Origin of the sequence: Nocardioides sp. (genome assembly GCF_004803405.1) — a bacterium.
Classification (GTDB): Bacteria; Actinomycetota; Actinomycetes; order Propionibacteriales; family Nocardioidaceae; genus Nocardioides; species Nocardioides vastitatis.
In genome coordinates this window covers 15,450-42,107 of record NZ_SSXI01000094.1, presented here as the reverse complement: position 1 = coordinate 42,107, position 26,658 = coordinate 15,450, and the positions used below count along the sequence as shown (strand labels likewise).

Sequence of the window (26,658 nt, the reverse complement as noted above, 5' to 3'; positions counted from 1 at the left end):
CGCTCAAGCGGCGCTGCACATCCCTTCATGGCCTTGTAGCAGAACTTCATGCAGAATCGGGGCGTGCTGGACATCAAGCGGCTGCAGATCCTGTTGGCGATCGTGGAGGAAGGGTCCGTGACCAGCGCTGCTGCAGCGCTGGGCTACACACCGTCCGCGATCTCCCAGCAGCTCCTGAGGCTCGAGCGCGAGGCTGGACAACCGCTCCTCGACCGCCACGCCCGCGGCATGACTCCGACAGACGCAGGGTTGGTGCTGGCCACGCACGCCCGCAAGGTCCTGCGTCAGCTGGCGGCTGCGGAGTCGGATCTCGCGGACATCGCCGGCGTCCGTCGCGGCAGCGTCACCCTGGGCACCTTTCCCACGGTCGGCAGCTCGTTCCTGCCCCTGGCGGTACGTCGATACCGCGAGCTCTACCCCAACATCACGCTGACGATCAGCAGTGGCCGGGAGGATCATCTGGTGCGCATGCTGGAAGAGGGCAAGGTCGCAATGTCCTTCCTGTGGGACTACGCCTGGCAGCGGATCGACAACGACGAGCTCGTGCTGACGGAGCTGTTCACCGATCCCACCGTGCTGCTCGTCGGCTCCACCCACCGCCTGGCCCGGCGCCGTACGGTCCGCATGGCCGACCTCGCGGCCGAGCCCTGGATCATCCGGGCCGGAGGACACCCGGTCGTCGAGGTGCTGCAGCGCAGCGCCGTGGCCGCCGGCTTCACGCCGACCATCGCCTTCCAGGCCAACGACTACCAGGAGGCCCAGGCCATGGTCAGCGTCGGCCTCGGCATCGCCTTGGCGCCGAGGACGGCCACAGTCAACCAGCACCCGGACGTGCGGGTCGTCTCCCTGGGTGACACCGCACCCCCCAGGCGGGTCCTGGTCGCGCACCGACCCGGTCGCGTCCGGAGCGCAGCCGAGCTCGCCCTCCACGACGTCCTGGTCGAGACCGCATCCACCTACACCTGAGTCAGCGGTTGCGGCCGCGCGTCTCATCGCGAGATGTCGTGTTGCGGGTCTGCTGCACGAGCTGGTGACAGTTTGAGCTGGCCGCCTGGGTGGTGGCCGTCTACTGACTCACCCGCAAACGCCAACATCGGGACGGTGTAATCCCCCACTCAAAGCGCCCCCATAGAGGTCGCCCGCCAAGACTGCAAAGGGAGAGTGCAGCGACACCGGGGCGACGGAGTCCCGCTACGGGTCTCGGGGTACGGGCGTGCCTCGCACTCCCCCGCTGGGATGCCACCAGCCTGACTACCGAGTGGCCCCGTGCGCCAGATACGGCCTCGGGTCGATCCCCCCGATCATGCCCCGATGTCAGGAAGGTCCGCGATCCTCGGGGATCTTCTCCAGATCCCGGCTCTTGACCGCATCAGGAGCGCCAGGCCAAGGGCTCCGATGAGCGTGGGGAGCGACCAGAGGCGAGGGTGGTCCGGTTCACACCGATGTCTGCACGGCCTTCGTCGCGCGGGGGTGAACGACTGTGATCCCGTCCCCGGTTAGGCGCTCGCGAACGCGGGCGGTGGGGGCGTCGGGACGGGCGGGTCTGAATGTCGGGCGACCACGAGGCGTTCACCGCCGCGCTGTTGAACACACCGACACCTCGTTGACGAACCTCCACTACCGGGCCGCGTCACCAACCAGGTGGCCTCACCGGGCCCATCACACGAGTCACGGTGATCTCGATGACCACGCGCTCGAGGTTGGGGCGAGGCGGCCGGTAACGTTCGGCGTAACGCCGTTCGGCCTCGGCAACTGACTGCAGGTCGTCCTTGACCAGCGCGGTGCCTTCGAGGGTGCACCAACGGCGCCCCTCGACCTGGCTGACGGCGACTTTCGCGCCGGGTCCGGCCGCCCGGACGTTGCGGACCTTCTTGCTTCCGGCGCTGCTGATGATGCGTGCGATGCCGGCCTTGGGGTCGAAGGTGACACCCACCGGGACGAGATGCGGACTGCCGTCTGGGCGGTGGGTGACGAGGAAGCAGATCCGGCGTTCCTGCCAGAAACGGTCATTCTCCTCCCCGGGCGGAGGCATGTCGACTGTCATGGTGGTCCTTCGTGGAGGGGGCGAACAGGCAGAGGTCGCGCGCGAGATCGCGTCGGCTGCCGCGGTGATGATGATGGCGTGAAGCCGTTCTACCCCCGGTTCCAGTAGGAACGAAAAGAGAGACCGTCGTGCCCTAACTCATGCGTCCGTCGACCTGGTGCGCCGGGGAGCAGACGACACGCGTCACTACTGATGCCGCCGCGGCGGTTCGCTGATCGAGCGGCCTCGCGGATCCCATCGATGCAGGTAGGGCAGCGCTCCCGAGCCGCGCACGGCCGCATCAATTCCGGTGCTGGGCGACAAAGAGCCCCAAGAACGAACAGATGCTCCTTCAACGGGTACCTCGCGCTGTCGCCGGCGCGGGTGTCACGCCCAGAGCTAGGGGTCAGCACGCTGGTCTTGCATGATGCAGAGCCGGCGATTCTCGCCGGGATCGGCCGGCCGGCTCCTCCGTCTCGTGGGCCGGTCTCTAGCCGCGTCCCCAAGGCGTGTTCAGGTGCGACTGAGACTCGCGCTCGTTGTTTGGAGGTCCGCCTACCGCGATGTAGCGAGGCCCGGCGATTAGCAACCTCTGCCGGGAACTTCGTGATCACCTCGCAGCCGTCTGCGGTCACGACGACCTCCTCCTCGATACGTGCCGCTCCCCAGCCGTCGGCCGCTGGCCAGTTCGTCTCCAGCGCGAAGAGCATCCCTTCCTCACGCACCTCGGATGGCAATGCGCCAGCCATCTCCATGACCCTCGCTCTTCTTGGGATGCGCCTGAACAGGCCACTAACGGCTGTTCTGGGGTGGGGCGCCCGTCACGCCGGCTGCGGCGACGCCACCCCCGCCACCCTCAGGCACGTTGGCGTCAGCGGGTGCCGATCCTGATCTACGAAGCGGTTGACTTGAGCCAGCCGCCCTGCGATACGGCCCCGAGTGCGCGCAGCTCTTGGCGGCCCTTGGCAGGTTTCTGGCCTGCTTCTGGACACCTTCGAGTCCGCTCGGAAGGGCCTCTGTCACAGGTGATGGGGTCACTAGCTCGCCGTGCTCCGTGCCGACGCCGCACGTCTACAGCAACGTCGCTCGTCCATCGAACAGAGGGCGGCGATCGAGGTTCGTCGCTGACCTCTTGCGGACATACGCCGTACCCCCGGCCGGCTCGCCGAATCTGCGGCCACTGCGAGCCGCGTACAGAGCTCGACGACGGTTTCGGTGGCCCGATCCAGGATGCACGCACGCAGCGCCGCTCGCGCGATCATCGGGAGGGCGGCTCGAGGTCATCCAGAATCGCTTCCAGCGCCACGGACAGCAGTTGCCTGGCCTGGCGTCCGGAGAGCGAACGCCGCTCGATCAGCTCGCGGCTCATCGCCTTGGCCATGCCGCCGAAGGCACGGATCGCCGCATGGGCCGCCTCACGTTGCGCCGGGGTGGCGACGTGACCCAGGAAGTCCAGGACTCGCTCGGCGGCGAGGTCGTCGGCCTCGTCGAGCAGGGCCTGCACCTCAGGGTCGCCCGCGCCGCTACCGGCCATGGCCAGCCAGCCGCGGCCGTGCTTCTCCACCACATCCATCAGCCAGCCCACGATGGCCTCGATGCGATCGTGCCGATCGCCTTCAGCTCGAACGCGTTCACCCAGCGGGGGGACGAACATCATCGCTCGCACGACCTCGAGGTACAGGTCCCGCTTGGTTCCGAAGTAGTGGTGAACGAGCGTCCGTGCCACGCCCGCACGCCTCGCGAGGTCGGCCATCTGGACGGCGTCGTACGGCTGTTCGCCGAATGCCTTGATCGCGGCGGCCAGGATGTCCGAGCGACGTTCGTCGGGGCCCAGGCGGCGCCAGCGGGGTTCGGAAGCCTCTGCGGTCACGCGAGCGATCGTGTCACAGGTAGCGTCCGTCCGTCGCGGCCAGCTCGCGCAGCTGTTCCGGTACGGCGAATCGGTCTCCATAGCGCGCCCGGAGCTCCTCTGCGCGTGCGACGAAGCCCGCCGGACCGCCCTCGTACTGGTTGATGTACTGCAGCGTTCCGCCGGTCCAGGCCGGGAAGCCGATGCCGAAGATCGAACCGACGTTGGCATCGGCGACGGTCTGGACGATTCCTGCCTCCAAGCACCGCGCACCTTCGAGCGCGGACGCGACGAGCAGTCGCTCCTTCATTTCCTCGAACGGGATCTCGACTGCGGGGTCGTGGAAGTGCTCGAGCAGACCCGGCCACAGTCTCTGGCGAGAACCGTCGTCGGCATACTCGTAGAAGCCGCGGCGGGCCAGCCGCCCAGGCCGGTCGAACTCCTCGACCATGCGTTCCTGCACCGGAGTTCCGGGCGTCTCGACGTACGGCACGCCCTCGGCCTCGGCGGCAGCGACGGCGCCGCGCTGGATCTTGAGGGTGGTGCGCATGTTGATCTCGTCGAGCAACGCCAGCGCGCCGACGGGGAAGCCGGCCTGGGTGGTGGCCTGCTCGATGCTGGCGGGGTGGGCTCCCTCGGCGAGCATGGAGACGGCTTGGTCGATGAACTGTGCGATGACGCGGTTGGCGTAGAAGGCGTAGACGTCCTTGACGGCGATCGGGGTCTTCCGGATCTGCTGGGCGAAGTCGAAGGCCCGGGCCAGTGCTTCCTCGCCTGCGTTCTCACCGACCACGATCTCCAGCAGCGGCATCTTGTCGACGGGCGAGAAGAAGTGCAGGCCGATGAAGTCCCTGGGCCGGCTGACCGCCGTCACCATCTCGCTCAACGGCAGGGCTGAGGTGTTGGTCGCGATGAGCGCATCCTCGGCGAGGTAGGGCTCAGCCTCGGCGAGGACCTTCTTCTTCAGGTCGAGGTCCTCGAAGACGGCCTCGATGACGAAGTCCGCGCCCTTGACGTCGGCGACGTTGTCGGTGGCCAGGATCCGGGCGAGCACCTCGTCACGCTTCTCGGGGGTGATCCACCCCTTGGCGACCGCCTTGGCCAGCAGGCCTCGGGAGTAATCCTTGCCGCGCTCAGCGGCCTCGATCGAAACGTCGCGCAGCACCACCTCCGCGCCCGACTGGGCGGCGACGTACGCGATCGCGGCGCCCATCATCCCGGCGCCGAGGACCGCGACCTTCTCGGCCCGACGGTCCGGGAAGCCCTCGGGCCGTGATGCACCCTTGCTGATGCTGTTCAGGTCGAAGAACAGCGCCTTGATCATGTTGCCGCTGACCTTGCCGCAGATCAGGTTGACGCAGTAGCGGGTCTCGATCGCGAATGCGGTGTCGATGTCGACCTGGGCGCCCTCGACGGCCGTGCTGAGCACGGCGATCGGGGCCGGCATCGGCGCTCCCTTGAGCTGTTTGCGCAGGTTGGCTGGGAAGGCGGGCAGCATCGAGGCCAACCCCGGGCTGGCGGGACTCCCTCCAGGGATCCGGTAGCCCTCGCGGTCCCAGGGCTGGGTTGCGTCCGGGTTCGCCTGGATCCAGGCCCGCGCCGCGGCGAGCATCTCCTCCGCCGTACCGACGACCTGGTCGACGATGCCGACCTGGAGCGCCTTGGTCGGCTGCATCTTCTGGCCTTGTCCGACCACGTTGAGCACTGCGTTGGTGATGCCGATCATCCGGACCACGCGGGTCACGCCGCCGGCGCCCGGGAGAACCCCGAGGGTGACCTCGGGCAAGCCGATCAGGCTTCCAGCCTTGTCGAGGGCGATCCGGTGGTGCGCGGCCAGGGCGAACTCGAAGCCGCCTCCCAGAGCGGTTCCGTTGATCGCGGCGACCACCGGCCTGCCGAGGGTTTCGATCGTGCGGAAGCAGGCCTTGTAGGCGTCGAGCCCCTCGCTGATGGTCTCGACATCGTCGGGGCCGGCGTTCATCAGCAGGTTGAGGTCACCGCCTGCGAAGAAGCTGTCCTTACCGGAGGTCAGGATGATGCCGTCAAAGGAGTCCTTCTCGGCGACCAGACGCGCTACGGTCGCCTGCAGGTCGGTGATGCACCGCTCGTTCATGGTGTTGGTGGGCTGGGTCGGGTCGTCCATGGTCAGGACCAGCACGCGATCGTCGCCGATCTCCCAGCCGAACATGTTCTGTGTTTCGTTGTCGCTCATGTGTGTCGTTCCTTCTCGTGCCGCGGCGCTCAGATGCGCTCGATGATGGTGGCGATGCCCATGCCGCCGCCGATGCACAACGTGATGAGGGCGTAGCGGCCGCCGCGTCGCTCGAGCTCGTCGACCATGGTTCCGGTGATGATCGCGCCGGTCGCGCCGAGCGGGTGGCCCATCGCGATGGCACCGCCGTTGACGTTGAGCTTCTCGTCGGGGATCCCCAGCTTCTTCTGGAAGTTGAGGACGACGGACGCGAACGCCTCGTTGAGCTCGAAGAGGTCGATGTCGTCGACCGAGAGGCCAGCAGTGGCGAGGACCTTCTCACTCGCCGGGACCGGTCCGGTGAGCATGATCGTGGAGTCCGAACCAGAGACCGCGGAGGCGACGACCCGGGCTCGCGGCGTCAGGCCGGCAGCCCAGCCGGCATCTTCGGATCCGATCAGGACGAGACCTGCGCCGTCCACGATGCCCGAGGAGTTCCCGGCGTGGTGGACGTGCTCGATCTTCTCGACCCAGTGGTACTTCTGCAGGGCTACGGCGTCGAAGCCGCCCTGCTCTCCCATGGCGGCGAAGGAAGGCTCCAGCGAGGACAGCGACTCCATGGTGGTGTCGGGCCGGACGAACTCGTCGTAGTCGAGCAGGATCGTGCCGTTGATGTCCCTGACGGGGACGACGGACTTGGCGAAGTAGCCGCCGCTGACCGCTGCGGCCGCACGCTGCTGGGACCGTACGGCGTACGCGTCGACGTCCTGACGTGTGAACCCCTCGATCGTCGCGATCAGGTCGGCCGAGACCCCCTGCGGGACGAAGTAGGTGTCGTAGTTCGTCTGCGGGTCCAGCGGCCAGGCTCCGCCGTCGGCGCCGAGCGGCACCCGGGACATCGACTCGACACCGCCAGCGACCACGAGCCGTTCCCAGCCCGATCGCACCTTCTGCGCCGCGGTGTTGACCGCCTCGAGGCCGGATCCGCAGAAGCGGTTGAGCTGCACGCCCGAGACGGTCTCGGGAAGGCCGGCCTTGAGCGCAGCCGTCTTCGCGATGTCACAGCCCTGGTCGCCGACCGGCGATACCACGCCGAGCACGATGTCGTCGATCGTCGCCGGGTCCAGGGCTGGGTGTCGGGCGAACAGCTCGTCGAGGAGGCCGACCACCAGGTCGACCGGCTTGACGCTGTGCAGGGATCCGTTCTTCTTCCCGCGGCCTCGCGGGGTTCGGATCGCCTCGTAGATGTAGGCCTCGGCCATGTCAGGTGCCTTTCGGGATGCGGTTCAGAGGAAGCGGGCGATGAGGTCCTTCATGACCTCGTTGGCGCCGGCGTAGATGCGGGCAATGCGGCCGTCGACGAACAGCCGAGAGATCAGGTACTCCTCCATGTAGCCGTATCCGCCGTGTAGCTGGAGGCAGCGGTCGACGACCTGGGTCTGCTGCTCGGAGCACCAGAGCTTGACCATCGCCGCCCGCTTCACGTCGAGCTCGCCGCGCACGTGTCGTGCGACCGCGTCGTCGACGAACGCGCGCATCACCTCAAGGGTGGTGGCGACCTCGGCCATCTCGAACCGGGTGTTCTGGAGCGCGAAGAGCGGCTTGCCGAAGGCCTCTCGCTGCTGGACGTAGGCGAGGGTCTGCTCGTAGGCGGCCTCGACGACGCCCAGGGCGGCGACGCCGACGATGAGCCGCTCCTGCGGGAGCTGCTCCATGAGCTGCGCGAAACCCCTGCCCTCCACGCTGCCGAGCAGGTTGGCGGCGGGGATGCGCAGGCCGTCGAAGAAGAGCTCCGTGGTGTCCTGGCCCTTCTGTCCGATCTTTTTCAGCTTGCGGCCGCGCTCGAATCCCGGGGTGTCGTCGCCGATCTCGGCCACCAGCAGCGAGACGCCCTTGGCACCCTGCGAGGGATCGGTCTTCGCAGCGATGATCAGCAGGTCGCAGGTCGCTCCGTTGGAGATGAAGGTCTTGGCGCCGGAGATGACGTACTCATCACCCTCCCGGATCGCGCGGGTACTGATGGCCTGGAGGTCCGATCCGGTGCCCGGCTCGGTCATCGCGATGGCCCCGATCCACTCCCCACTGGCCAGCTTCGGCAGCCACCGACGCTTCTGCTCCTCACCTGCGTAGGTCAGGACGTAGTGCGGCACGATCCCGGAGTGCACGCCCAGCTGCATGGACAGGTCCCCGCAGCGGGCCTGCTCGTGGAAGAGCACTGCCTCGTGAGCGAAGGTGGCGCCGCCGCCGCCGTACTCCTCGGGGACGGACATGCACAGGAGGCCGAGGGCGCCAGCCCGGCGGTAGAGGTCGCGGTCGGGCTCCCCGGCTGCGGCGAACTCCTCGTAGCGTGGAGCGACCTCCTTGGTGAAGAAGTCGCGGGCGAGCTGGGTGAGGTCGGCGAGCTCGGTAGCCAGCTCGGCGGAGTGGGTAGCGGAGTGCTCTGTGGTCATCGTCTCGTCCTTCACTTCGCGTAGAGCGCGTCGATCTGAGCGGCGTACTTGGTCGCGATCGGCGCCCGCTTGAGCTTCATGGTCGGCGTGAGCTCGTCACCCCCGGGCAGCCAGTAGGACGGCAGGACCTCCCAGCTGCGGATCTGCTCCACTCGGGAGAGCCGCTCGTTCGCGGCCTCAACCGCAGTCGTCAGCGCGGCGCGCACCGCGGGGTGCGCAGACAGGACCTCGGGGGTCGGTTCGGCAATGCCGGCCTTGGCCGCGACCGCCGCGGCCGCATCCGGATCGAGAGTGATCAGTGCGGCGATGTGAGGGCGGTTGTCGCCGATCGCCACCGCGGAGCCGATCAGGGGGCTGGCAGCCTTGAGCGCGCCCTCGATGTTGCTCGGTGACATGTTCTTGCCACCCGAGTTGATGATCATCTCCTTCTTGCGGTCGACGATCCTGAGGTAGCCGTCGATGAGCGTTCCGATGTCGCCGGTGTGGATCCAGCCGTCCGCGTCGAGGGTCTCCGCGGTCCGGACCGGGTCGTTGCGGTAGCCCCTCATCACGCCGCGACCGCGCACGAGGACCTCTCCGTCATCGGCGAGCCTCAGCTCTGTGCCGGGGATCGCCTTCCCGACCGAGCCGTAGCGCGGCGCGGCGACCGGGTTGACCGTGGTGACTGCGGATGTCTCCGACATCCCCCACGCTTCCATGACGGGGACCCCGACACCCAGCATGAACTCGAGCGCAGCGACATCGATGGGCGCGGCGCCGGAGACTGCGGCCGTCAGGTGGTCGAAACCCAGCGAGGCGCGCACCTTTGAGAGCACGAGCGCGTCGGCCAGGAGTGCCCCGATGGCATCGAGTGGGCGGAGCGGTGTGCCGGCGACCACGGCCGCCGCCTTCTTCTGTCCGGCGGCGAGGGCCCATCGGGCGAGCTTGCCCCGTGGACCTTCCTCGGCAGCGATCCTGGCCTCGATGGCGGCCTTGATCTTGTACCAGAGCATCGGGACTGCGACGAAGAACGTCGGCCGCACCTGGCCGAGCACGTCGACCAGCGTCCTGGGGTTGTCGACGTCGGTGACGGTGATCCCGAAGTACATGGGGGCGTACTGGCAGATCCACCGGTTGATCAGGTGGGCATCGGGCAGGTAGGAGATGACCCGACCCTCGCTCAGGTCACCGACGACGTCGGTGATGACCTCCAACTGGTAGAGCAGGTTGGCGTGGGTGAGCTCCACGCCTTTCGGGTTGCCCGTGGTGCCGCTGGTGTAGATCAGGGTCAGGACGTCGTCCTGGGCGACGGACTGCCAGGTCGCGTCGAAAGGGAACTCGGCCTGGCCGGCCGCGATGACCTCGTCGATCCCAAGGGTGCCGGCCGCACGCTCGTCGATGCAGACGATGGTCTCGACCTTGGTGCCGAGCGCCGCTTCCTGCACGAGGGGCAGGAACTGACGCTCGGTGAAAACGATCGCTGGTTCGGCGTTGGAGAGCAGGTAGGCGATCTGCTCGGCCGTGCTCGTGTTGTAGACCGAGAAGCCGATCGCCCCCAGGTGCATCACGGCGGCGTCGATGACGTGGAACTCCGGACGGTTGGTCAGCATGATGCCCACCGTGTCGCCGCGGCGGACCTCGAGTCCGGCCAGGCCGGCGGCGAGCTCGCGCACCCGGGCGCCGTACTCGGCCCAGGTCAGCCGCTGGGTGCCGTCGGCCCGCTGGAGCGCGACCTCGGCACCGCGCTCGGCGACCTGACGCTGGAAGTGGGCGCACAGACTCTCGGACATCGTGACCTCCTGGTCGGCTCCTGCTCGACTCCTGCGCCGGCGGCCGGCGGAGCGAGTAATTGTCGCAGTGTCAGATACTGCACAGCAATTGTCTTGCTGTCAATAACGACGCCCTGGGAGGCCCCGCCCCGGATGGGAGTGGGTCAGCTGTCGAGCAACCTCGCGAGAGCGGCGCTGGCCACCTCGACGATCGACTCGACGATGTGCTCGGCGCCCACGGGGAGATGCCCCGCCGTCCACTCGAGGAAGAGGTTCACGATCGCGCCGGACAGGGCGGCCACGGCGATCTGGACATCTACGTCCCGGATGCTCTGCATCGCCTGAGCCGGGACCGAGGCAGCCATCGCGCCGAGCACCAGCTCCGGCAGCCGCCGGCGCGCGTGTCGGCGCAGCACGGGATCGGCCAGGGTCTCGCGGAGCATGACTACTGCTCGTGACGGCTGCTCCTCGAACCACCGCGCGACCACCGACAGCGCCGCCCGCATCCGCGAGTCGAACTCCTCCGAAGCGCCGGCGATCGCATGCTCGACAAGCGCACTGACCTCGGCGTACTGCTCGTCCCAGACCGCGATGAGCAGGGCCTCGCGGTCCTCGAAGCTCTCGTAGAAGAACCGGGGGCTCAGGCCCGCCACCCGGGTGACAGCGCGCACCGAGACGGCGGCGGCACCCTCGGCCAGAAGGCTCAGCCCGGCATCCAGGAGCTGGCGTCGACGGTGGTCTGCACGCTCGTCCGCGGTGGTCCCGCGCCACGGCTCGGGGGCGGTCGTTCCTGGCTTGCTGATGGCTGGCACCCCCTTGACAGGGTGCCGAGCATAGCCGACGATCACTTAAAGGAAACAGGTGTTTCCGATAAATGCATCCCCAGTAGAGCTGACAGAGAGGTCGGTCCCCACCATGGCTCACGTCCCTACCGCCACCGCCCCGGACGGGGCGCCGTACGACGAGGAGGCACTCGCCATTCACGCGCGCGAGATGGACTTCTGCTGGGACGACGTGCCCCTGCACTACATCCCGGGCCGCATGGTGGCGACGCACGTCTACAACTGCATGCACCTGCTCCTTCCCGAGGGCGAGAAGGCGATGTCCGCGGCGCTGGCCCAGGCGCTCCCCCTCATCGACGACCCGCGACTGGCCGAAGAAGTAGTCGGGTTCATCGGTCAGGAGGCCACCCACGCCGACAGCCACGGCGGCATGCTCGAGCGCCTCGTGGACCTCGGTCTCGACGCGCGCCCGGTGCTGCGGCGGCTCGACAAGCTGATCTCCGTCATCATGGCGGACTACGGCGGGCACCGGATCCGGCATCACCTGCTCTGCGAGCGCCTCGCGCTGTTCTCGGCGCTCGAGCACTTCACCGCCGTGTGGGGCAAATTCTTCCTGGAGTCCGAAGGTCTCGCGGAGTCCGGCATGCATCCGATGGTCCTCGACCTCTTGAAGTGGCACGGTGCCGAGGAGGTCGAGCACCGCAGTGTTGTCTTCGACGCCTTCCAGTACGTCGACGGCAGCTACGCGCGTCGCGTCCGGATGGGCGTGCTCGGAAGCCTCGCCCTCGCCGCGGCCGGCTTCATGACGCTGGGCTACCTCGTTGCCAAGGACCCCGAGCGCACCCGGACCCGGAACCCGTGGAAGCGGTACGTCGCCCCCGTGCTGGAGTTCCTCCGGGCAACTCGAGACCGGGTCATCCCCAACACCCTGGGCTTCCTCACCGAGATCCCGGTCTACGCCCGACGCGACTTCCACCCCTCCCAGCTGGACGGGATGGACCTGGCCGTCCGCTACCTTGCCCAGGCGCCGATCCGGCACCACGGGGACCGGGCAGCATGACGTCCTCCACCGACCGGACCAGCGACCGGACCAGCGACCCGGCCACCGACCTGCTGATCGCGGCCTACCGGGGATATCTGCGCGTCTTCGCGCAGGGCCGCTTGGCGAACCACCTCTCCCCCGCCGCACCGGTCCGCCGCGCCGGCTTCGACATCGACGTCACCGTCGTCGACCGCACGCTGGTCGCCGAGGACGTCGTCAGCATCACGCTCGCGCGCCCCGACGGCACCGCACTGCCCGCATGGACGCCGGGCGCCCACCTCGACGTGTTTCTGCCCTCGGGACTCCAGCGCCAGTACTCCCTCTGCGGGGACCCGGCCGACCGGTCGTCGTACCGCATCGCGGTGCGCAGGGTCGCCGGAGGAAGCGGGTCGCACGAGGTGCACGACCAGCTGGAGGTCGGCGACCCGCTCACCGTGCGCGGCCCCCGCAATGCCTTCCTCCTGGTCCCCGAGCGTTCCTACCTCTTCGTGGCGGCCGGCATCGGGATCACCCCGATCCTGCCCATGGTCACCCGCGCCGAGGCGTCCGGCGCCGCGTGGCGGCTGGTTTACCTCGGCCGCAGCCGGGCGACGATGCCCTTCCTCGACGACCTGGAGCTTTACGGCGACCGCGTCGTGGTACGGACCGACGACGAGCACGGGGTGCCGAGCGCCGAGGGCGTGCTGGCCCTGGGCCGCACCGGTGAGGCCCCGCTGCCCCCGGCGGTCTACCTGTGCGGACCACCGCCACTGATCGACGCGGCGCGAACCCTCGTCCGGCCGCTCGCCCCGCACAGCCGGTTGTTCAGCGAGCGCTTCTCGGCGCCACCGGTCCGCGGGGGCGAGCCCTTCTCCGTCACGCTCGCCCGGTCGGGCCGGCTCGTGCAGGTCGCCGAGGACGAGTCGCTGCTCACGGTGCTGCGCCGCGAGGTGCCGGGCGTCGCCTACTCCTGCCAGCAGGGCTTCTGCGGCACGTGCAAGGTGCGCGTCCTGTCCGGCGAGATCGACCACCGCGACAAGCTCCTGCTCCCCGCCGAGCGCGAGGAGCTGCTGCTGGCGTGCTCCTCGCGGGGGCGCGGACCGCTGGTCCTCGACCTGTGAAGAACGAGCTCCGTCACCACCCCGACATCCGAAGGACCGACAGATGAGCACGACCCCCTTTCGCCGGCGCCGCCGCTCCGACCCGCAGCACACCGCCGTCCTGGTCGTCGGCGCCGGCTTTGGCGGCATCGGACTGGGCGCACGCCTGCGCCAGGCACACATCACCGACTTCACCATCCTCGAGCGGACCGAGGACCTCGGCGGCACCTGGAGCCGCAACACCTACCCGGGTGCCGCATGCGACGTACCGTCGAACCTCTACTCCTACGCCTTCGCACCGAACCCCGACTGGTCACGCAAGTACGGCACGCAACCCGAGATCCTCGGCTACCTGCGCCGGGTCTCCGACGACTTCGGCGTGACGCCGCACATCCGACTCGGGACGACGGTGACTGCCGCACGGTTCGACGAGGACGCCCGCCTCTGGCACGTGACCACCGACCGCGGGGAGTGGACGGCCGACGTGCTGGTCTCCGCCGTCGGCGCCTTCGCCGAGGCCTCCATCCCGGACATCGAGGGCCTCTCGACCTTCACCGGGCCCCTCATGCACACCCTGCACTGGGACCACGACCTCGACCTCACCGGCAAGCGCGTCGCCGTCATCGGCACCGGGGCGACCGCGGTCCAGGTCATCCCCGAGCTCCAGCAGACGGCAGAGCAAGTCGTGGTCTTCCAACGGACCGCGCCGTGGATCGTCCCCCGACGGGACCGCAGGACCTCGAGCTTCGAGCGCAGGCTCTACCGCAGGATCCCGGCGACCCAGCGCGCCTCGCGCGCCGCCTGGTACGCCGGCATCGAGTCCTTTGGCCTTCCCGGGTTCGTCCACACCGCCTTCCGCCACCCCTTCGAAGCCCTCGGGCGGATGCAGCTGCGACGCCAGGTCGCCGATCCCGAGCTGCGGGCCCGGCTGGCGCCGGACTACATGATCGGGTGCAAGCGGGCGATCTTCTCCGACGCCTACTACCCGGCGATGATCCAGCCCAACGTGGACCTGGTGACCGACCGGATCGAATCGGTGATTCCCGAAGGCATCGTCACCGCCTCCGGCACCCACGCCGTTGACGCGATCGTCCTGGCCACGGGGTTCACGGCGATGCCCATGCTGGCCTCCGTCGTGACCGGCACCGACGGACGCACGATCGAGGACCACTACCGCGAACGGCCCCAGAGCTTCCTCGGAGTCGCCAACGCGGGGTTCCCCAACATGTTCACGATTCTCGGGCCATTCGGCGCGGCCGGCAACCAGTCCGCCGTGGTGATGATCGAAGCGCAGATCACCTACATCGTCGACGCCCTCACCCGGATTCACCGTGCCGGGATCACTCGCTTCGAGCTGCGCCGCGACGAGCAGGAGGCGTTCGTGGAGGAGATGCACGCACGCGCGGGCAAGGGCACGTGGCTGCGGGGAGGATGCAGCAGCTACTACACCAACGGCAGTGGCATGAATGCCGGCCTTTTTCCCGGCTGGTCCTTCGAGTATCGCTCCCGGACCCGGCGCTGGGACGCCGAGCGGTACGAGCTCGCACGCGGCCGGCTGGCTCGGGTCGACGTGGCCGAGGAGGTCAGCCCATGAACCGCCTCTCCCTGAACGGGAGGGTGGCGCTGGTGACCGGCGGCGGCGCGGGCATCGGCCTTGCTACCGCCCGCATGCTCGTCGACCGCGGCGCGCACGTGGCCGTGGTGGACCGGGACGCGGTGGCCGCTGAGGCGGCGGCCGCGGAGCTGGGCCCGCGCGGGATCGCGATCGGTGCAGACGTCACCGACGCCCGCGCCATGGCGAGTGCCGCCACGCGCGTCGAGGAGACCTTCGGAGGGATCGACCTGGTCGTGGCCAACGCCGGCATCACGCCCACGCCCGCGACGCTGCGCCGGGCATCCCCCGAGGGCTTCGCGCGCGTGCTGTCCGTCAACGTGCTCGGCGTGCTGCACACCGTCCAGCCGGCGATCGACGGCCTGATCGCACGGCAGGGTCAGGTGGTCGTGGTGGCGTCAGCGGCGGCGTACTCCCCGCCCCTGGGCGGCGCCGCGTACATGGTGAGCAAGGCAGCTGCCGAGGTGCTCGCGCGCGCCTTCCGCCTCGAGCTGGCACCTCACGGCGTGGGTGTGACCACCGCGGCCTTCGGCTTCGTGGACACCCAGCTAGCCCGCGCCACCCTGGACGACCACGAGGTCGGCGTACGCCTCAACGAGCTCCTGCCGCGCCCACTGAAGAAGCGGATCAGCGCCGACCAGGCGGCCGCAGCGATCCTCGACGCCACTGAACGCCGGGCGACGCGGGTGACGCGTCCTGCGGCATGGGCGCCGCTGGGCGTCCTGCGGGGGGCAGTCGGTCCGGCGATTGACACGGCCCTGATCAGGTCGGGCCGAACGGCCGAGCTCGTGGAGCTGCTCGAGCGCGAAGGATGACCACGACGGCGATGCCTGGCCGATCAGGGTGAGCCGGCGCGCAGGAACCGCGCCGCCTCGACCACCGCAGCGCGACCTTCGGGCAGCCAGCGGGCGAAGACGAGGAAGGAGTGGATCTGGCCGGGCATGGCCCGCCACCTGTTCTCGACGCCGGCCCGGTCCAGCCGCCGGTGCAGGCGCCAGGTGTCGTCGGCGTAGCACTCCGTGTCACCGAGCAGGCTCAACACGGCCGGCAACGAGTCGTCCGCGACCCCGTCGAGACGAGACAGCGCGTCGGTGACGCCTGTCGGGTCCCCGCCGCGCGCCGCCGACACACAACGGCGGACGAACTGGGGGCTGACCACCGGGTCCGGGCAGGAGCGGTCCCGCGCATCGGCCTGGGGGCTCTCGGGGTCGAGGACCGGTGAGAACAGCACCATCCGACGAGGTCCTGGAGCTCCTCTGGTGGCGAGCTCGGCGAGCATCTCGATCGCGAGGTGCGCACCTGCGGAGTCGGCCACGACGTGCACCGGGCGGGGCCTGCCGTCACCCAGCAGGATCTCGTAGGCCGCGAGCGCGTCGTCGAGGGCCGCGGGGATGGGGTGCTCGGGAGCCAGGCGGTAGTCGAGGGCGAGGACGGGGAACCCGGTCTCGGCTGCGAGGAGGCGCATAGCGGCGCGGTAGGTGCGGGCCGATCCGGCCACGTAGCCGCCGCCATGCAGGAACAGGACGACGTCGCCGCCCCGCGGCGGCGTGCCGGGCGGCAGGATCCACTCCCCTGCCGGCGTGCGGGAAGGCCGGACCAGGCTGGCGGGTCCGCCCGGTAGAAGATCGAGCACGGCTGGGCCGGCAATGAACGCTCGGAGCGCCACCCGCGCGGGCCCCGTCGCCGGGAGCGCGGTCAGCAACGGCCGAACCGCACATCGAGCGAGGGTCCGCACCACCCGCGACCGGGTGCTCGCGGCCCACGGGCCCAACGGTTCCACCGAGGTCACCGCACTCACCACCATCACCACCGCTCGTTTCGGACTACTCGGTGCTACCTTATAGGAAACAGTCGTTTCCGATAAGGGGCCCGCTCATGTCCGTGACCACCGACGACAGCGTCAGGTTCGAAGTCCGCGCTCCCGCTGACGGGCGCATCCTCGATCTCGTGCGGGAAGACGGTCCCGGCGAGGTGGCGGCCGCGGTCAACCGGCTCCGCAAGGCGCAGCCGACGTGGGCGGCGCTCCCGATCGGCGAGCGGATCGCCTGGCTGGGCCGTTTCCGCGACTGGATCTACGCCAACGAGTCCCGGCTCAGCGCTCTGCTGGCGGCGGAGACCGGCAAGCCGGCGGCCGAGGTCGGCATCGAACTCACCTCCAGCCTCGGCGTCCTGCGCTACTACTCCCGCCACGCCCACCGTTTCCTCGCCGATGGGAACCCCAGGCCCAGCAGCCTGCTGACAGCCCTGAAGCGGATGCGCGTCCGACGTGTCCCGCAGGAGGTCGTGGGGGTCATCAGCCCGTGGAACTTCCCGGTGGCGATGTGCCTGTGGGATGCGTTCCCCGCCCTCCTCGCGGGTTCCTCGGTCATTCTCAAGCCGTCGGAGCACACGCCCCTGACGACCAACGCTCTCGTCCAAGGGTGGGCGGAGGTCGGGGCGCCGCAGGTCCTCGCGGTCGTCAATGGAGCCGCAGCAACGGGCACCGCGGTCGTCGACCGCGTCGACCACGTCCACTTCACGGGCTCCACCCGCACCGGTCGCTCGATCGCGACCCGCGCCGCAGACCGGCTGATCCCGTACAGCCTGGAGCTGGGGGGCAACGACCCCGCCCTGGTGCTCGCCGATGCCGACCTCGACCTCGCGGCGTCCGGCATCGTGTTCAACGGCCTGCTCAACTCCGGCCAGATGTGCGTCTCAGTCGAGCGGGTCTACGTCGTGGCCGAGGTCCACGACGAGTTCGTCGCCAGGGTCCTCGACCGGGTCCGCGCTCTGCGCACCGAGGGCGATGGGTTCGACCGCGACATCACCACGCTGATCACGCCCGATCAGCACGATGTGGTCAGGGACCAGGTGGCAGATGCACTGAGCCGGGGAGCCCACGCCCTCATCGGCGGCGAGCCCGGAGAAGGACGTCACTATCCGCCGACTGTCCTCGTCAACGTGGACCACTCAATGCGGGTCATGGCAGAGGAGACCTTCGGCCCGGTCCTGCCGATCATGCGCGTCGCGAACGTCGATGAAGCGGTACGCCTGGCCAACGACTCGCCGTACGGCCTGTCGGCGAGCGTCTGGTCGAGGGATCGGGCCGCCGCGGAGCGGGTGGCCGAGCGGCTCGAGGCCGGCACGGTGGACATCAACGACGCCGCCACCCACATCCTCTGCCACCCGATCCCCCAGTCGGGCTGGAAGCAGTCCGGTGTCGGGGCCCGCCTCGGCGGTGCCCACGGCCTCCAGAAGTACACGCGCACGCAGGCGATCACGGCCAACCGCGTTGACCTGCCGCTGGTCACTGCCCTGGCCGGGTTTCCCTACTCCGCTAGCAAGTCCAGACTGCTCGACCGCATCGGGCGGCTCAACGACGGAGGGCGCCTCGCCCGCCGCGTCGGTCTCGACTCCGATCGCACCTTCGAGGTCACGGCGCGCCGCACGATCCACGCCCCGGCGATCGACGTCCACGCGTGGCTCCTCGACTCCTCCAACTACGCCAAGGCGCTGCCCGGCGTGATCGAGCGCAGGATCCGCGACGGAGCGAACGAGCCCTATGGCGTCGGCACCGTGCGCGACATCATCAGCCCGGCCGCCTTCCTGCGTGAGGAGATCACCGCGGTCACCCCCACCACGATCTCCTACGTCATCACCCGGTCCTTCCCACCGCTCGCGCACGAACGGGCAACCATCACGGTCACGCCGCTCGGTCCCACGACCTGCAACGTCGTCTGGACCTCCCGCCTCAGCGGTGCCCGAGTCGCCGAGAAGCTGCTCGGGACCGCGCTCGGCGCGGTGTTCGGCCGGATCCTGCGGGAGTGCGCGACCGACCTGGTCGGGGGTGCTCGATGACGTCGCCGTGCGACACGCCGATCACCAGTGACGTGGAATGCGAAGTGGACGGCCCCGTGGCCACCATCGCCCTCAACCGCCCCTCGGTCCGCAACGCACAGCGCCCTGCGATGTGGGCGGCGATGGCGCAGTTCCTCGCATCCCTTGATGACGCGGTCCGGATCGTCGTGGTCCGCGGAAACGGCGGAACGTTCTCTGCGGGGCTGGACCTCGCCCTTCTCGATCCCGCGCAGGTCGACCAGGAAGGCAGCCTGGTTGCCATCGTGCAGAAGAGTGACCAGGAGATCGTCGACCAGATCGGGGACTACCAACAGGCGTTCGCTCTGCTCGCTGACCCCAAGTTCATCTCCATCGCAGCAGTCAACGGACACGCCATCGGTGCAGGGTTCCAGCTCGCACTGGCTTGCGACCAGAGGATCGCCACCGAGGACGCGCAGTTCTGCATGAAGGAGCCCGCACTGGGACTCGTGCCCGACCTCGGCGGAACCAAGCCACTGGTCGAAGCGGTCGGCTACGGGCGGGCACTGGAGATCTGCGCGTCGGCACGCATGGTGAAAGCTGCAGAGGCGCACTGCATCGGCCTGGTCCAGTCGGTCGTGCCGCCCCATGCACTCGACGACGCCGTGACAGCTGCGGTCCGATCGCTCACCGCTCACGGCCCGAGCGCAGTGCGAGCGATCAAGGCGCTCCTGCAACAGGCCCCTCATCGAGGCAGCGAAGAGCAACGGCTCGGCGAGCGGATGGCTCAGGTCGATCAACTGCGCGAACTCGCCACACGCCATCGCTAGCCAGAGCGTGTGGATAGCCTGTGCCAGGCAGAGACCAGGATCGAGTGCGCGACCGCGACCGCACCGATCCCTCCAGCACCGCACGACTCCAGGCACCGCGCTACCAAGCCCGCCACGAGGCTGGCCCCACCGCCGAGCGCAGCAACGACACCTACCGCGTGCTCAACCGGAATGACCTTTCAAGACCCTCCTGTGACCTCAGCAGCCACCCGACCCGCCCACGACGTCAGAACCGTCACCGACACCCCTCTGCGTCCCCCCGATTTCACGCGACCGACGATGTGCCACACACCTCTTGCATCTGCGGCAGAGTTTCGTCCGGCGAAATCGCGTCCCCTGCGCAGACAGCGGCGCGCTCCTCGCCGGTTCGACGTTGTAATCGGACAAATTGATCGCTGCGCCCCTCCACTGCGCCTTTGGTGACTGACGACGAACGTCGAACACCAACGCAACGGAGACCGAAGACCATGAACGGCGACAAGAACGGGCGAGAGCAACCGGGCCTCTGGGACGAGGAAATACCGTCCACAGACCGCCCTGATGGGGCCCGGCGCCACCAATCACGCGCCACCAAGGCAGCAGCGCGCACCAAGTCGCAGGGGCAGCCGCAACCGCCGACGACCACTCCGCCAACAGCGCAAGCGATCCACCCAGAGCTCGACATTCAGGACCTCTGGGACGCCGCTCGCGTCGCCGCCTACCTCGGCGTACCCAGGCAGACGCTCTACGCCTGGCGACACACCGGCAACGGTCCCAAGGGCTTCCGTGTCGGCAAGCACCTGCGCTGGCATCCCCACACCGTGGTCGAGTGGACTCTCGCGCTGGAGCGCGACCAATGATCAAGCCCTGCCCCCGCTGCGGAAAGCCGTTCCAGGTCTCCGATCCACCCACGGCGGGCCGTCCCCGACGATGGTGCAGCAGCACGTGCCGCCGACTGGCATCCGAGGAACGAAGAGCCGCAGAAGCCGGCCACACTGCCATCACGTTCATCAAGGAAGCCGCAAGTCTCGACGAGCACGTACGCGCCGTCCTCGACTCCCCCAGCGCCTGCCGCCGCATCCTGCGCGAGCTCGCCGACCGCGACACCCGAGGAGCGCTGGACGACGCGAAGTGGAGCAGCGTCGCCGACGAACTGGTTCGCCTCCGTCGGCCCAGCCTCCCGACCCGCTGGCGTCGCTGACGATTACGCCGGACGAAACTCAACCGACAATGCACCAGGTGTGTGGCACTTCAGTCTCAACGCTTCCTGGCGCGCCGTGCACGTGCGGGCTGGGTGGCGACGACTGCAGGCGTCCGGCGTCGAGGCGGCCTTTCCAGTAAGCGGTCAGGTCGCTCGCGCGACGGGCGGTGTCTCCCACCGTCGCCCGGGTCGGAACCGATCAGGGTGCCGAGGATCCAAGCGCTATTAGAACGATCGCAGCGATCGATTGGCCTTCGCAGGAGATGCACTGACGGAATGACGTAACGCCGCTCGGACTCGGGCGACTCGCAAGGAGGCCTTCAGAATCCCGCAGCACTTCTGGCAGTTGCGAAGTGACCACCGGTGTGGCTGCTCCGGAGCATGCATGATGATCTCATGGAAGGCATCCCAAAGGGCTTTGACGGCGGTGACGACCCGATTGACGGCGGCCGGCCGGTCCGGCCGCTGCCTTGGGCGTCGCGCCTTTCGGCCATGCCGTACCTACCTGGTGGAGGGCCGAACCAGATCGCGATCTTGCGCGAGTTGCTGCAAGCCCTGCTGGCGAACGATGGTTTGCTAACCGCAACCGTCACTGATGGGACCGGGCAGGAGCGTTCGCTTCGCGACGCATTGAAGCAACTGTCGACTGCGGGATTCGTTCAAAAGCTCGACCGTGACCACGCCGCCGTCACTGCAGAGGCATTGTCCTGGCTCGAATCTAATAGCGATGCGGCGCTGCTGGCGATATTCCATCGCCACGTCCGATACGTGGGCGAGCTGTTACATGCACTTCAAGACGGACCGCTATCCGTGCGAGACCTCATGGAAGTAGCAAGGGATCGGTACGACCTTGCGTGGACCACGCTCGACCAGACGCGCCGCCGCGTGACCTGGCTCTCGTGCATGAGAGCTGTTGAGTATCGGAGCTCCACACTGTTGGCGATCACCCAGCAGGGTGAAGCGCTTGCGAAGGGTCTCGAAATCGATGGGCCAAGGATCGCCGCCGAATGCTCCGACACTCGTCAGCCGGTCGACATAGCGGAACCACCGCCAGCCATCGCCGGCCTGCTCGGTGCGCTTACTCCAGAGGCGCTCGCGGCTCGAAACCCGGTCTTAGGGTACGTACCGCGCGGCAAGGGAGAGGCCACGGTCGTAGATGCGCTGCAGGCACTCGTCAATGCCGCTTCACCGTCGTCGACGAAGGCGGAGCTACTGGCGTTCGCGGCGCAGCGGTTCGGTGTCAGCGAATCCTCATTTGGAGCAGTCCTTACGACCCTCACAAGGTCCGGGCTGATCGTGCAGACATCGTTGAACGACTACGAGCCAACCGCCCCCGCCCGCGCCTGGCTCGAAACGGCAGATCCGCTTGATCTCGCGCTCGTAGTGCACGCTCGCTACCTCTTCGTTCTGGAGATCATTCCGATGCTGAGGGAGTGCGACCGCGCGCCCGACCTAGCACGTGCTGCCGTCGACTTCTACGGGCTGCCACGCCCAGACGCAGGCGGCGTCCGAACGCGCCTCCAGATCCTCAAGGCGGCTGGTCTCATCGTCGAGCGGGCGAACTGGCGCTACCAGGCCACGCCGCTGGGCGAGGAAGTCGTGGCGAGAGTGCCGCTACAGACTCCCGCAGACGAGCCCGGATCAGAAGGGCGTCGCGAGCCAGCCTCGACGGGAGGGTTCGACCAGCCAGGGCCGATGCACGTGGCATGGGAAATCTGCCGGGAGCTAGTCAGCGCCGGAACTGACTCAGACAACCCCGTACGGTTGGAGCGGGCCGCGGCAAACGCCTTCGAGTTCCTAGGGTTCGAGGCGCGGCACATTGGCGGCGGAGGAAAGACGGATGTCCTCGCGACGACGAACAACTCGGATCTCAAGCCCGTCCGCGTCATCGTCGATGCGAAGTCGGCGCGATCGGGCACGGTCAACGAGGGTGCCGTTTCGTTTGACACGCTGCGCGAGCACCAGGCCCAACATCGGGCCGATCACGTCGTTCTAGTTGGCCCAAGCTTCGACACCGGCCGGGTGCGAAAGCGCGCAGAACAGAACCACGTGGCCCTTCTGACGACGGACGAGCTCGCTGGGGCCTTGGCGCGCCACGCCCGAACGCCGCTTTCGACTCACCACTACCTCGGCCTCGTTTCCCTCAGAGACGAAGACCGTCGAGAAGTGGAGTCGAGATGGTCGGCTACCGACCGCCGCACGAACCTCCTTGCGCAGATTGTCACCGTGCTTGCAGAGGAAGCGCGAGACACGGACGACGTGACACATGGCGCGCTAACGAGTGACCAGATCTACCTGATTGCACGCGAAGGAAGTACGGGGGCGCGACCCCACCCGAAGGATATAGAAGCCGTCCTCGGGTTGCTTCAACACCCGCTGGTGAACGCAGTCCGTCACATACAGGCAGATCGCGGACGTCCACCGGCGTTTCAGTTGATCGATGATCCAGCGCTCGTCCAAGCCAAGCTCTTGACCCTCGCCCGATCACTCGACGGGCTCGGCGAGACGATTGAGGTGGACTAGGTGCGGATGTCGGATCGAACTGCGTGCCGTGACGCGGCCGAAGGACGCAGGGTTGATGGACGCTTATCGCGGCATGCATCCAGATCTGGCAGTGGTTTCCTCGCTCGTCGGGCTCTCCCTCATGCGGGGGTTTGAAGTAGAAGCAACGCAGTGCGCCACTGTGAGTTCCGGACGGACGGTCCCCTAGGTGCGCCGCCTGTAGGGATGGCGATGAGGGTCATTCTTCAACCTGGCTGTCACCTGTTCTGCGGGCACTCCGAGCTCGAGCGCGACCCATGCGCGAACGGCTAGGACGCACTCGCGCCACGCATTGGCGACGTCGACCTCATATGGTGCCTGCCGGTTGGCGTGTTTGAGCCCGTTATATGTCTCGACAGTCTTGCTAACCCAGGTGGCGCCGTCGAACGGCACGGTCTCGTCGATATCGGCCAGGACTCGCTCAAGGCGCTCGCGAAGAATCGCACGCGCCGCCCGCCTCGGCGCGGCCCCGTCACGGAGCATCAGCAGGTAGCCGAGAGCCTCAATGCCAGGCCCGGTATGTGCGAGGAGCGTGTTGGCCGTCGCGTCGAGATCGATGCCCGTGATCACCGGGTCCAGCGCACGTGCGAACTCGTTCCGGAGGTCGATCCAGCGCGCGATCCCGGCAGGCCCGAGGTCTTGGTATTCGATCAGGTGCGAGCGGTAGCCGATTGGCGGTGGTTCGCGGTCGTCGTCGGGAACGATCACGTCGCGCCACTGACCTCCGCGTTCCTTCCCGTCCAGCGTGCGGAGTGGGTCGTCCTCACGGTGGGCACGAACCGCGACGCACGACTCGTTCCGCCACCTGGAGAGCACTAAGAGGTCACGGACTGCTCGGTGGAGCTCCAAGTGCTCCTCCCACAACACCGGCTCGGTACCGCGCGAGCAAGCGCGCACGAGGTCGAGCAGAACGATCCGGTCCCGTCCGTCATCGGGAACGATCTGCCAGGACTGCCGGAACTCGAAGGAGATCCCGTTGAATGTGCCGATCTCAATCATGGGTGCCCGGAGGGAGTGGATCCTGGCGACTAAACCGTTCTCCTCCCAGTCGGTCTCTTCTGACCATGAGGTCACTTTGAGCCAGTCGCGTAGACCCGAGATCTCGGTCTGCAGGCCGTGTGGTCGATCGAAATCGACGTCGGCGTCCACACCGAGAATCGCTGCGCGCGACCAAACGGTTCCACTCCCGGGACCGTCGATGGTGGAGTGGAACCCGCGGGCCCAGCATCCGATCAGCATTACGGAGCCATGCGAGTCCTGGAAAAGGAGCCGCTTTGGGACGCTTCTCGGCGCCCTGCCCTCGCTCTTCGTCCGCCGCCAAGACCCATCTGTGCCGAACCAAGCCGGGTAGGGGCTGTCTTCACCGGACCACGGCACAGTGACGCTGATTCCGTCCGTAGACCGTTCCAGCGTCACGTGCACGTGAGGAGTGTCTGGATCGAAGTCGATCAGGTTTCCGGTGCGGCGAGTCTCCGTCGTCAGTTCGTTCGCCATCGCGCTCCAGTGCTTCCCGTCGTCAGCGGCTGTCAGCCGCTGCACGAACCTAGCCGCCGCTGAAGCGTATGTGAATGCAGAGCTCGGCGTTGGCAAACGTCACAGCACGCGACGGCCATCGAGCACCGCCCGCGTAGCAACTCTCGCTGTCGAGGGTGGCGGTCGGCGCCCGGATTGGCGTCCGCCTCTGTCCCGTACCGGCGCCGCTGTCCGGTGTCCCTCTAGGTGCCGGCTTGCTGGTCCCAGAGAAGCGCGCCCATCTGGCGCGCCGCGCGGCGGCGGAGTTCGTCGACGGCGTGGGTGTAGCGCTGGGCGGTGGCCATCTCGGTCCAGCCCATGATCGACATGACGGTGCGGATGTCGACGTTCTGCAGCAACAGAAGGGTCGCGGCGGTGTGCCGGGCGTCGTGCAGGCGCACCTCGCGGACGTCGGCTCGCTTCAGCAGGGCCTTCCACTCGGTGTGGTCACGCGACGGGTCGATCAGGCCACCGCTGGCTGCAGGGAACACCAGGTCATGCGTGCTGTCCCAGCTCTCGCCGGCGGCGAGCCGGCGGCGGTTGACGCCGGCGCGGTGGGAGCGCAGCTCATCGACCAGTGGTTGCGGCAGCACGATGGTCCGCTTGGACGCCTTCGTCTTCGGCTCGACCAGGAGCAGCCCGCCGCCGGTGCGGAGGGCGCACTCGGCGCCACGCTTGCGACCGCACGACGGCGAGCCGTCGACGACTGGGCAGCCGTGTTCCCACGTGTGCCGCTGAACCGAGCGGCGGACCCGCAGCACGCCGTCGTCGAGGTCGACGTCGGCCCAGAGCAGTCCGAGTGCCTCGCCCTGCCGGAGGCCGAGAGAAAGAGCGATCGACCACCGCGCGGGATGGAGCGTCGCCTGGGCCGCGGCGAGGACGCGGCGACTCTCCTCGATCGACAGCGGCTCCACCTCGACGTCCTCACCACGCGGCGGGCGGGCGATGAGTGCCGGGTTGGCGGCGAGCCGCCGGCGGCGTACTGCCTCGTTCAAGGCGGAGCGCAGGACGCGGTGGACGGCGCGGATGGTGTGGGTGGAGTGGCCGTCGGACTGCATCCGGCGGTAGTGCTCCTCCAGGTGCTCGGGCTGGATCTCGCTCATCCGCCAGTTGCCGAGGGTCGGCAGGACGTGGAGCCGGATCTGGCTGCGGTAGGTGGACAGCGTCTTCCACCGCACGGTCATCGGCAGGACGGCGCTGAGCCAGTGCTCGAGCCAGTCGCCAAGGGTGGGGTCACCTTGGGTCCAGGTGTAGCCCTCGGTGTCGCGGCGGTGCTCGAGCTCCCGGACGGCGTCGCGAAGCTCGGTCTTGGTACGCCGCTGGAGGTGTCGGCGATCGGTGGTGCCATCGGGTCGACGCCCCATCGTCACCCGGGCGTGCCAGCTGCCGTCGGCGCCGCGGTAGATCGGCGAGGTGGTCTGCTCAGCGGGCTTTCGGGGCCTAGCCATCGCTGGGGTCCCGCATCTGGGCGATGAAGCGTTCGAGCTCGCGGCGCTCGACTCGGACCGAGCGGCCGAGGTGCACGGCGCGCAGTCGGTGGCTGGCGATGTGGCGTTCGACGCTGCGTCGCGCGCAGCACAGCTGCCGGGCCGCCTCGTCGAGAGTGAGCAGCAGGGTGTCGGCTGCGGTCGTGGTCAGGGCGCTGGTGTGGGTTGTGGTCTCCATGTGGCACCAAAGTGCGGATACCGGGTCCCAGCGATCACGGAAGCGGGGGGACGTGGGGGGACGCAGCCCGGTTTCGGGGGGACGCGGCGGGGGTACGCGCCGGGAGACGACCTGATCCGACGGCGCACTCGCGAAGAGTTTTTGGGCCGGTTTCTGGGCCGAAGAAGGGCCGCCTCCCAGCGGGAGAGCGACCCTTCGAAACCTGTTTGCGCAGGTCATGCGGTGAATCCGATCTGCGCGCCTGTAGGGATTCGAACCCCAAACCTTCTGATCCGTAGTCAGATGCTCTATCCGTTGAGCTACAGGCGCCCGTCGCGTGGCGACCGCACGAGGATAGCCGAGGCGATGCGCCGATGCCG

The 26,658-nt window shown here is 68.3% G+C and carries 20 protein-coding genes and 1 tRNA gene; 9 read left to right on the top strand and 12 right to left on the bottom strand.

From position 1 onward, the window contains the following. Positions 1-48: 48 nt before the first annotated feature. On the top strand, positions 49-966 hold the full coding sequence (locus E7Z54_RS06975) for a LysR family transcriptional regulator (RefSeq protein ID WP_206056052.1): 918 nt from the start codon (positions 49-51) through the stop codon (positions 964-966). 664 nt (positions 967-1,630) lie between these two features. Here the strand turns inward: E7Z54_RS06975 and E7Z54_RS06970 are convergent. The 7 genes from E7Z54_RS06970 to E7Z54_RS06935 all read right to left on the bottom strand — a co-directional run bounded on the left by E7Z54_RS06970 (position 1,631) and on the right by E7Z54_RS06935 (position 11,073). Then, positions 1,631-2,044, bottom strand: coding sequence for a TIGR03618 family F420-dependent PPOX class oxidoreductase (locus tag E7Z54_RS06970; RefSeq protein ID WP_136432270.1), 414 nt, complete (start codon positions 2,042-2,044; stop codon positions 1,631-1,633). A 1,237-nt stretch (positions 2,045-3,281) separates the two neighbouring features. Next, positions 3,282-3,893 carry a TetR/AcrR family transcriptional regulator gene (locus tag E7Z54_RS06960; protein ID WP_206056051.1) on the bottom strand — a complete coding sequence of 204 codons (612 nt, stop codon included), beginning with the start codon at positions 3,891-3,893 and terminating at the stop codon, positions 3,282-3,284. Between the two features lie 13 nt (positions 3,894-3,906). After that, entirely contained in the window at positions 3,907-6,084 is a 2,178-nt protein-coding gene (locus E7Z54_RS06955; protein ID WP_136432267.1) for a 3-hydroxyacyl-CoA dehydrogenase NAD-binding domain-containing protein, read from the bottom strand. Positions 6,085-6,113: 29 nt separating this feature from the next. Next, the gene (locus tag E7Z54_RS06950; protein WP_136432266.1) at positions 6,114-7,325 is read right to left on the bottom strand and encodes an acetyl-CoA C-acetyltransferase; all 1,212 of its coding nucleotides are present in this window, start codon (positions 7,323-7,325) and stop codon (positions 6,114-6,116) included. Positions 7,326-7,349: 24 nt separating this feature from the next. Next, a complete protein-coding gene (locus tag E7Z54_RS06945) occupies positions 7,350-8,513 on the bottom strand; it encodes an acyl-CoA dehydrogenase family protein (protein WP_136432265.1) in 1,164 nt (387 codons plus the stop codon). Positions 8,514-8,524: 11 nt separating this feature from the next. Beyond that, positions 8,525-10,282 (bottom strand): AMP-dependent synthetase/ligase, encoded by a 1,758-nt coding sequence (locus E7Z54_RS06940; protein ID WP_136432264.1) that lies wholly within the window; start codon positions 10,280-10,282, stop codon positions 8,525-8,527. A gap of 143 nt (positions 10,283-10,425) precedes the next feature. Continuing rightward, positions 10,426-11,073, bottom strand: coding sequence for a TetR/AcrR family transcriptional regulator (locus E7Z54_RS06935; RefSeq protein ID WP_168798206.1), 648 nt, complete (start codon positions 11,071-11,073; stop codon positions 10,426-10,428). Between the two features lie 103 nt (positions 11,074-11,176). Here E7Z54_RS06935 and E7Z54_RS06930 point away from each other — a divergent pair, with 103 nt between their 5' ends. Genes E7Z54_RS06930 through E7Z54_RS06915 form a run of 4 tightly spaced genes read left to right on the top strand, consistent with a single transcriptional unit; the run spans position 11,177 to position 15,591 of the window. Next, complete coding sequence (locus E7Z54_RS06930) at positions 11,177-12,103, top strand: metal-dependent hydrolase (protein ID WP_136432262.1); 927 nt, start codon at positions 11,177-11,179, stop codon at positions 12,101-12,103. Beyond that, a complete protein-coding gene (locus tag E7Z54_RS06925; protein WP_136432261.1) occupies positions 12,100-13,185 on the top strand; it encodes a PDR/VanB family oxidoreductase in 1,086 nt (361 codons plus the stop codon). The genes E7Z54_RS06930 and E7Z54_RS06925 overlap by 4 nt, the downstream gene beginning before the upstream one ends. Before the next feature lie 43 nt (positions 13,186-13,228). Beyond that, on the top strand, positions 13,229-14,758 hold the full coding sequence (locus tag E7Z54_RS06920) for a flavin-containing monooxygenase (RefSeq protein ID WP_136432260.1): 1,530 nt from the start codon (positions 13,229-13,231) through the stop codon (positions 14,756-14,758). Continuing rightward, a complete protein-coding gene (locus E7Z54_RS06915; RefSeq protein ID WP_136432259.1) occupies positions 14,755-15,591 on the top strand; it encodes an SDR family NAD(P)-dependent oxidoreductase in 837 nt (278 codons plus the stop codon). The genes E7Z54_RS06920 and E7Z54_RS06915 overlap by 4 nt, the downstream gene beginning before the upstream one ends. Positions 15,592-15,614: 23 nt before the next feature. Here E7Z54_RS06915 and E7Z54_RS06910 read toward each other — a convergent pair whose 3' ends face one another. Continuing rightward, a complete protein-coding gene (locus tag E7Z54_RS06910) occupies positions 15,615-16,574 on the bottom strand; it encodes an alpha/beta hydrolase (protein WP_168798205.1) in 960 nt (319 codons plus the stop codon). A 77-nt stretch (positions 16,575-16,651) separates the two neighbouring features. Here E7Z54_RS06910 and E7Z54_RS06905 point away from each other — a divergent pair, with 77 nt between their 5' ends. The 4 genes from E7Z54_RS06905 to E7Z54_RS06890 all read left to right on the top strand — a co-directional run bounded on the left by E7Z54_RS06905 (position 16,652) and on the right by E7Z54_RS06890 (position 23,104). Continuing rightward, complete coding sequence (locus E7Z54_RS06905; protein ID WP_136432257.1) at positions 16,652-18,613, top strand: aldehyde dehydrogenase family protein; 1,962 nt, start codon at positions 16,652-16,654, stop codon at positions 18,611-18,613. Positions 18,614-18,669: 56 nt separating this feature from the next. Next, complete coding sequence (locus tag E7Z54_RS06900) at positions 18,670-19,401, top strand: enoyl-CoA hydratase/isomerase family protein (protein WP_240769554.1); 732 nt, start codon at positions 18,670-18,672, stop codon at positions 19,399-19,401. A gap of 467 nt (positions 19,402-19,868) precedes the next feature. Beyond that, positions 19,869-20,240 (top strand): helix-turn-helix transcriptional regulator, encoded by a 372-nt coding sequence (locus E7Z54_RS06895; RefSeq protein WP_136432255.1) that lies wholly within the window; start codon positions 19,869-19,871, stop codon positions 20,238-20,240. 737 nt (positions 20,241-20,977) lie between these two features. After that, positions 20,978-23,104 (top strand): restriction endonuclease, encoded by a 2,127-nt coding sequence (locus E7Z54_RS06890; protein ID WP_136432254.1) that lies wholly within the window; start codon positions 20,978-20,980, stop codon positions 23,102-23,104. Between the two features lie 183 nt (positions 23,105-23,287). On the opposite strand, the gene E7Z54_RS06885 is transcribed toward E7Z54_RS06890, so the two are convergent. The 4 genes from E7Z54_RS06885 to E7Z54_RS06870 form a co-directional block, all read right to left on the bottom strand. Beyond that, positions 23,288-24,661: a HEPN domain-containing protein gene (locus E7Z54_RS06885; RefSeq protein ID WP_206056050.1), complete on the bottom strand. Its 1,374-nt coding sequence runs from the start codon at positions 24,659-24,661 to the stop codon at positions 23,288-23,290. Positions 24,662-24,837: 176 nt separating this feature from the next. Further along, entirely contained in the window at positions 24,838-26,082 is a 1,245-nt protein-coding gene (locus E7Z54_RS06880; protein WP_136432253.1) for a tyrosine-type recombinase/integrase, read from the bottom strand. Beyond that, positions 26,075-26,299, bottom strand: a complete 225-nt coding sequence (locus E7Z54_RS23020; RefSeq protein ID WP_168798204.1) for a helix-turn-helix domain-containing protein — start codon at positions 26,297-26,299, stop codon at positions 26,075-26,077. The genes E7Z54_RS06880 and E7Z54_RS23020 overlap by 8 nt, the downstream gene beginning before the upstream one ends. Positions 26,300-26,535: 236 nt before the next feature. Then, positions 26,536-26,608, bottom strand: a tRNA-Arg gene (locus E7Z54_RS06870). Positions 26,609-26,658: the final 50 nt, after the last annotated feature.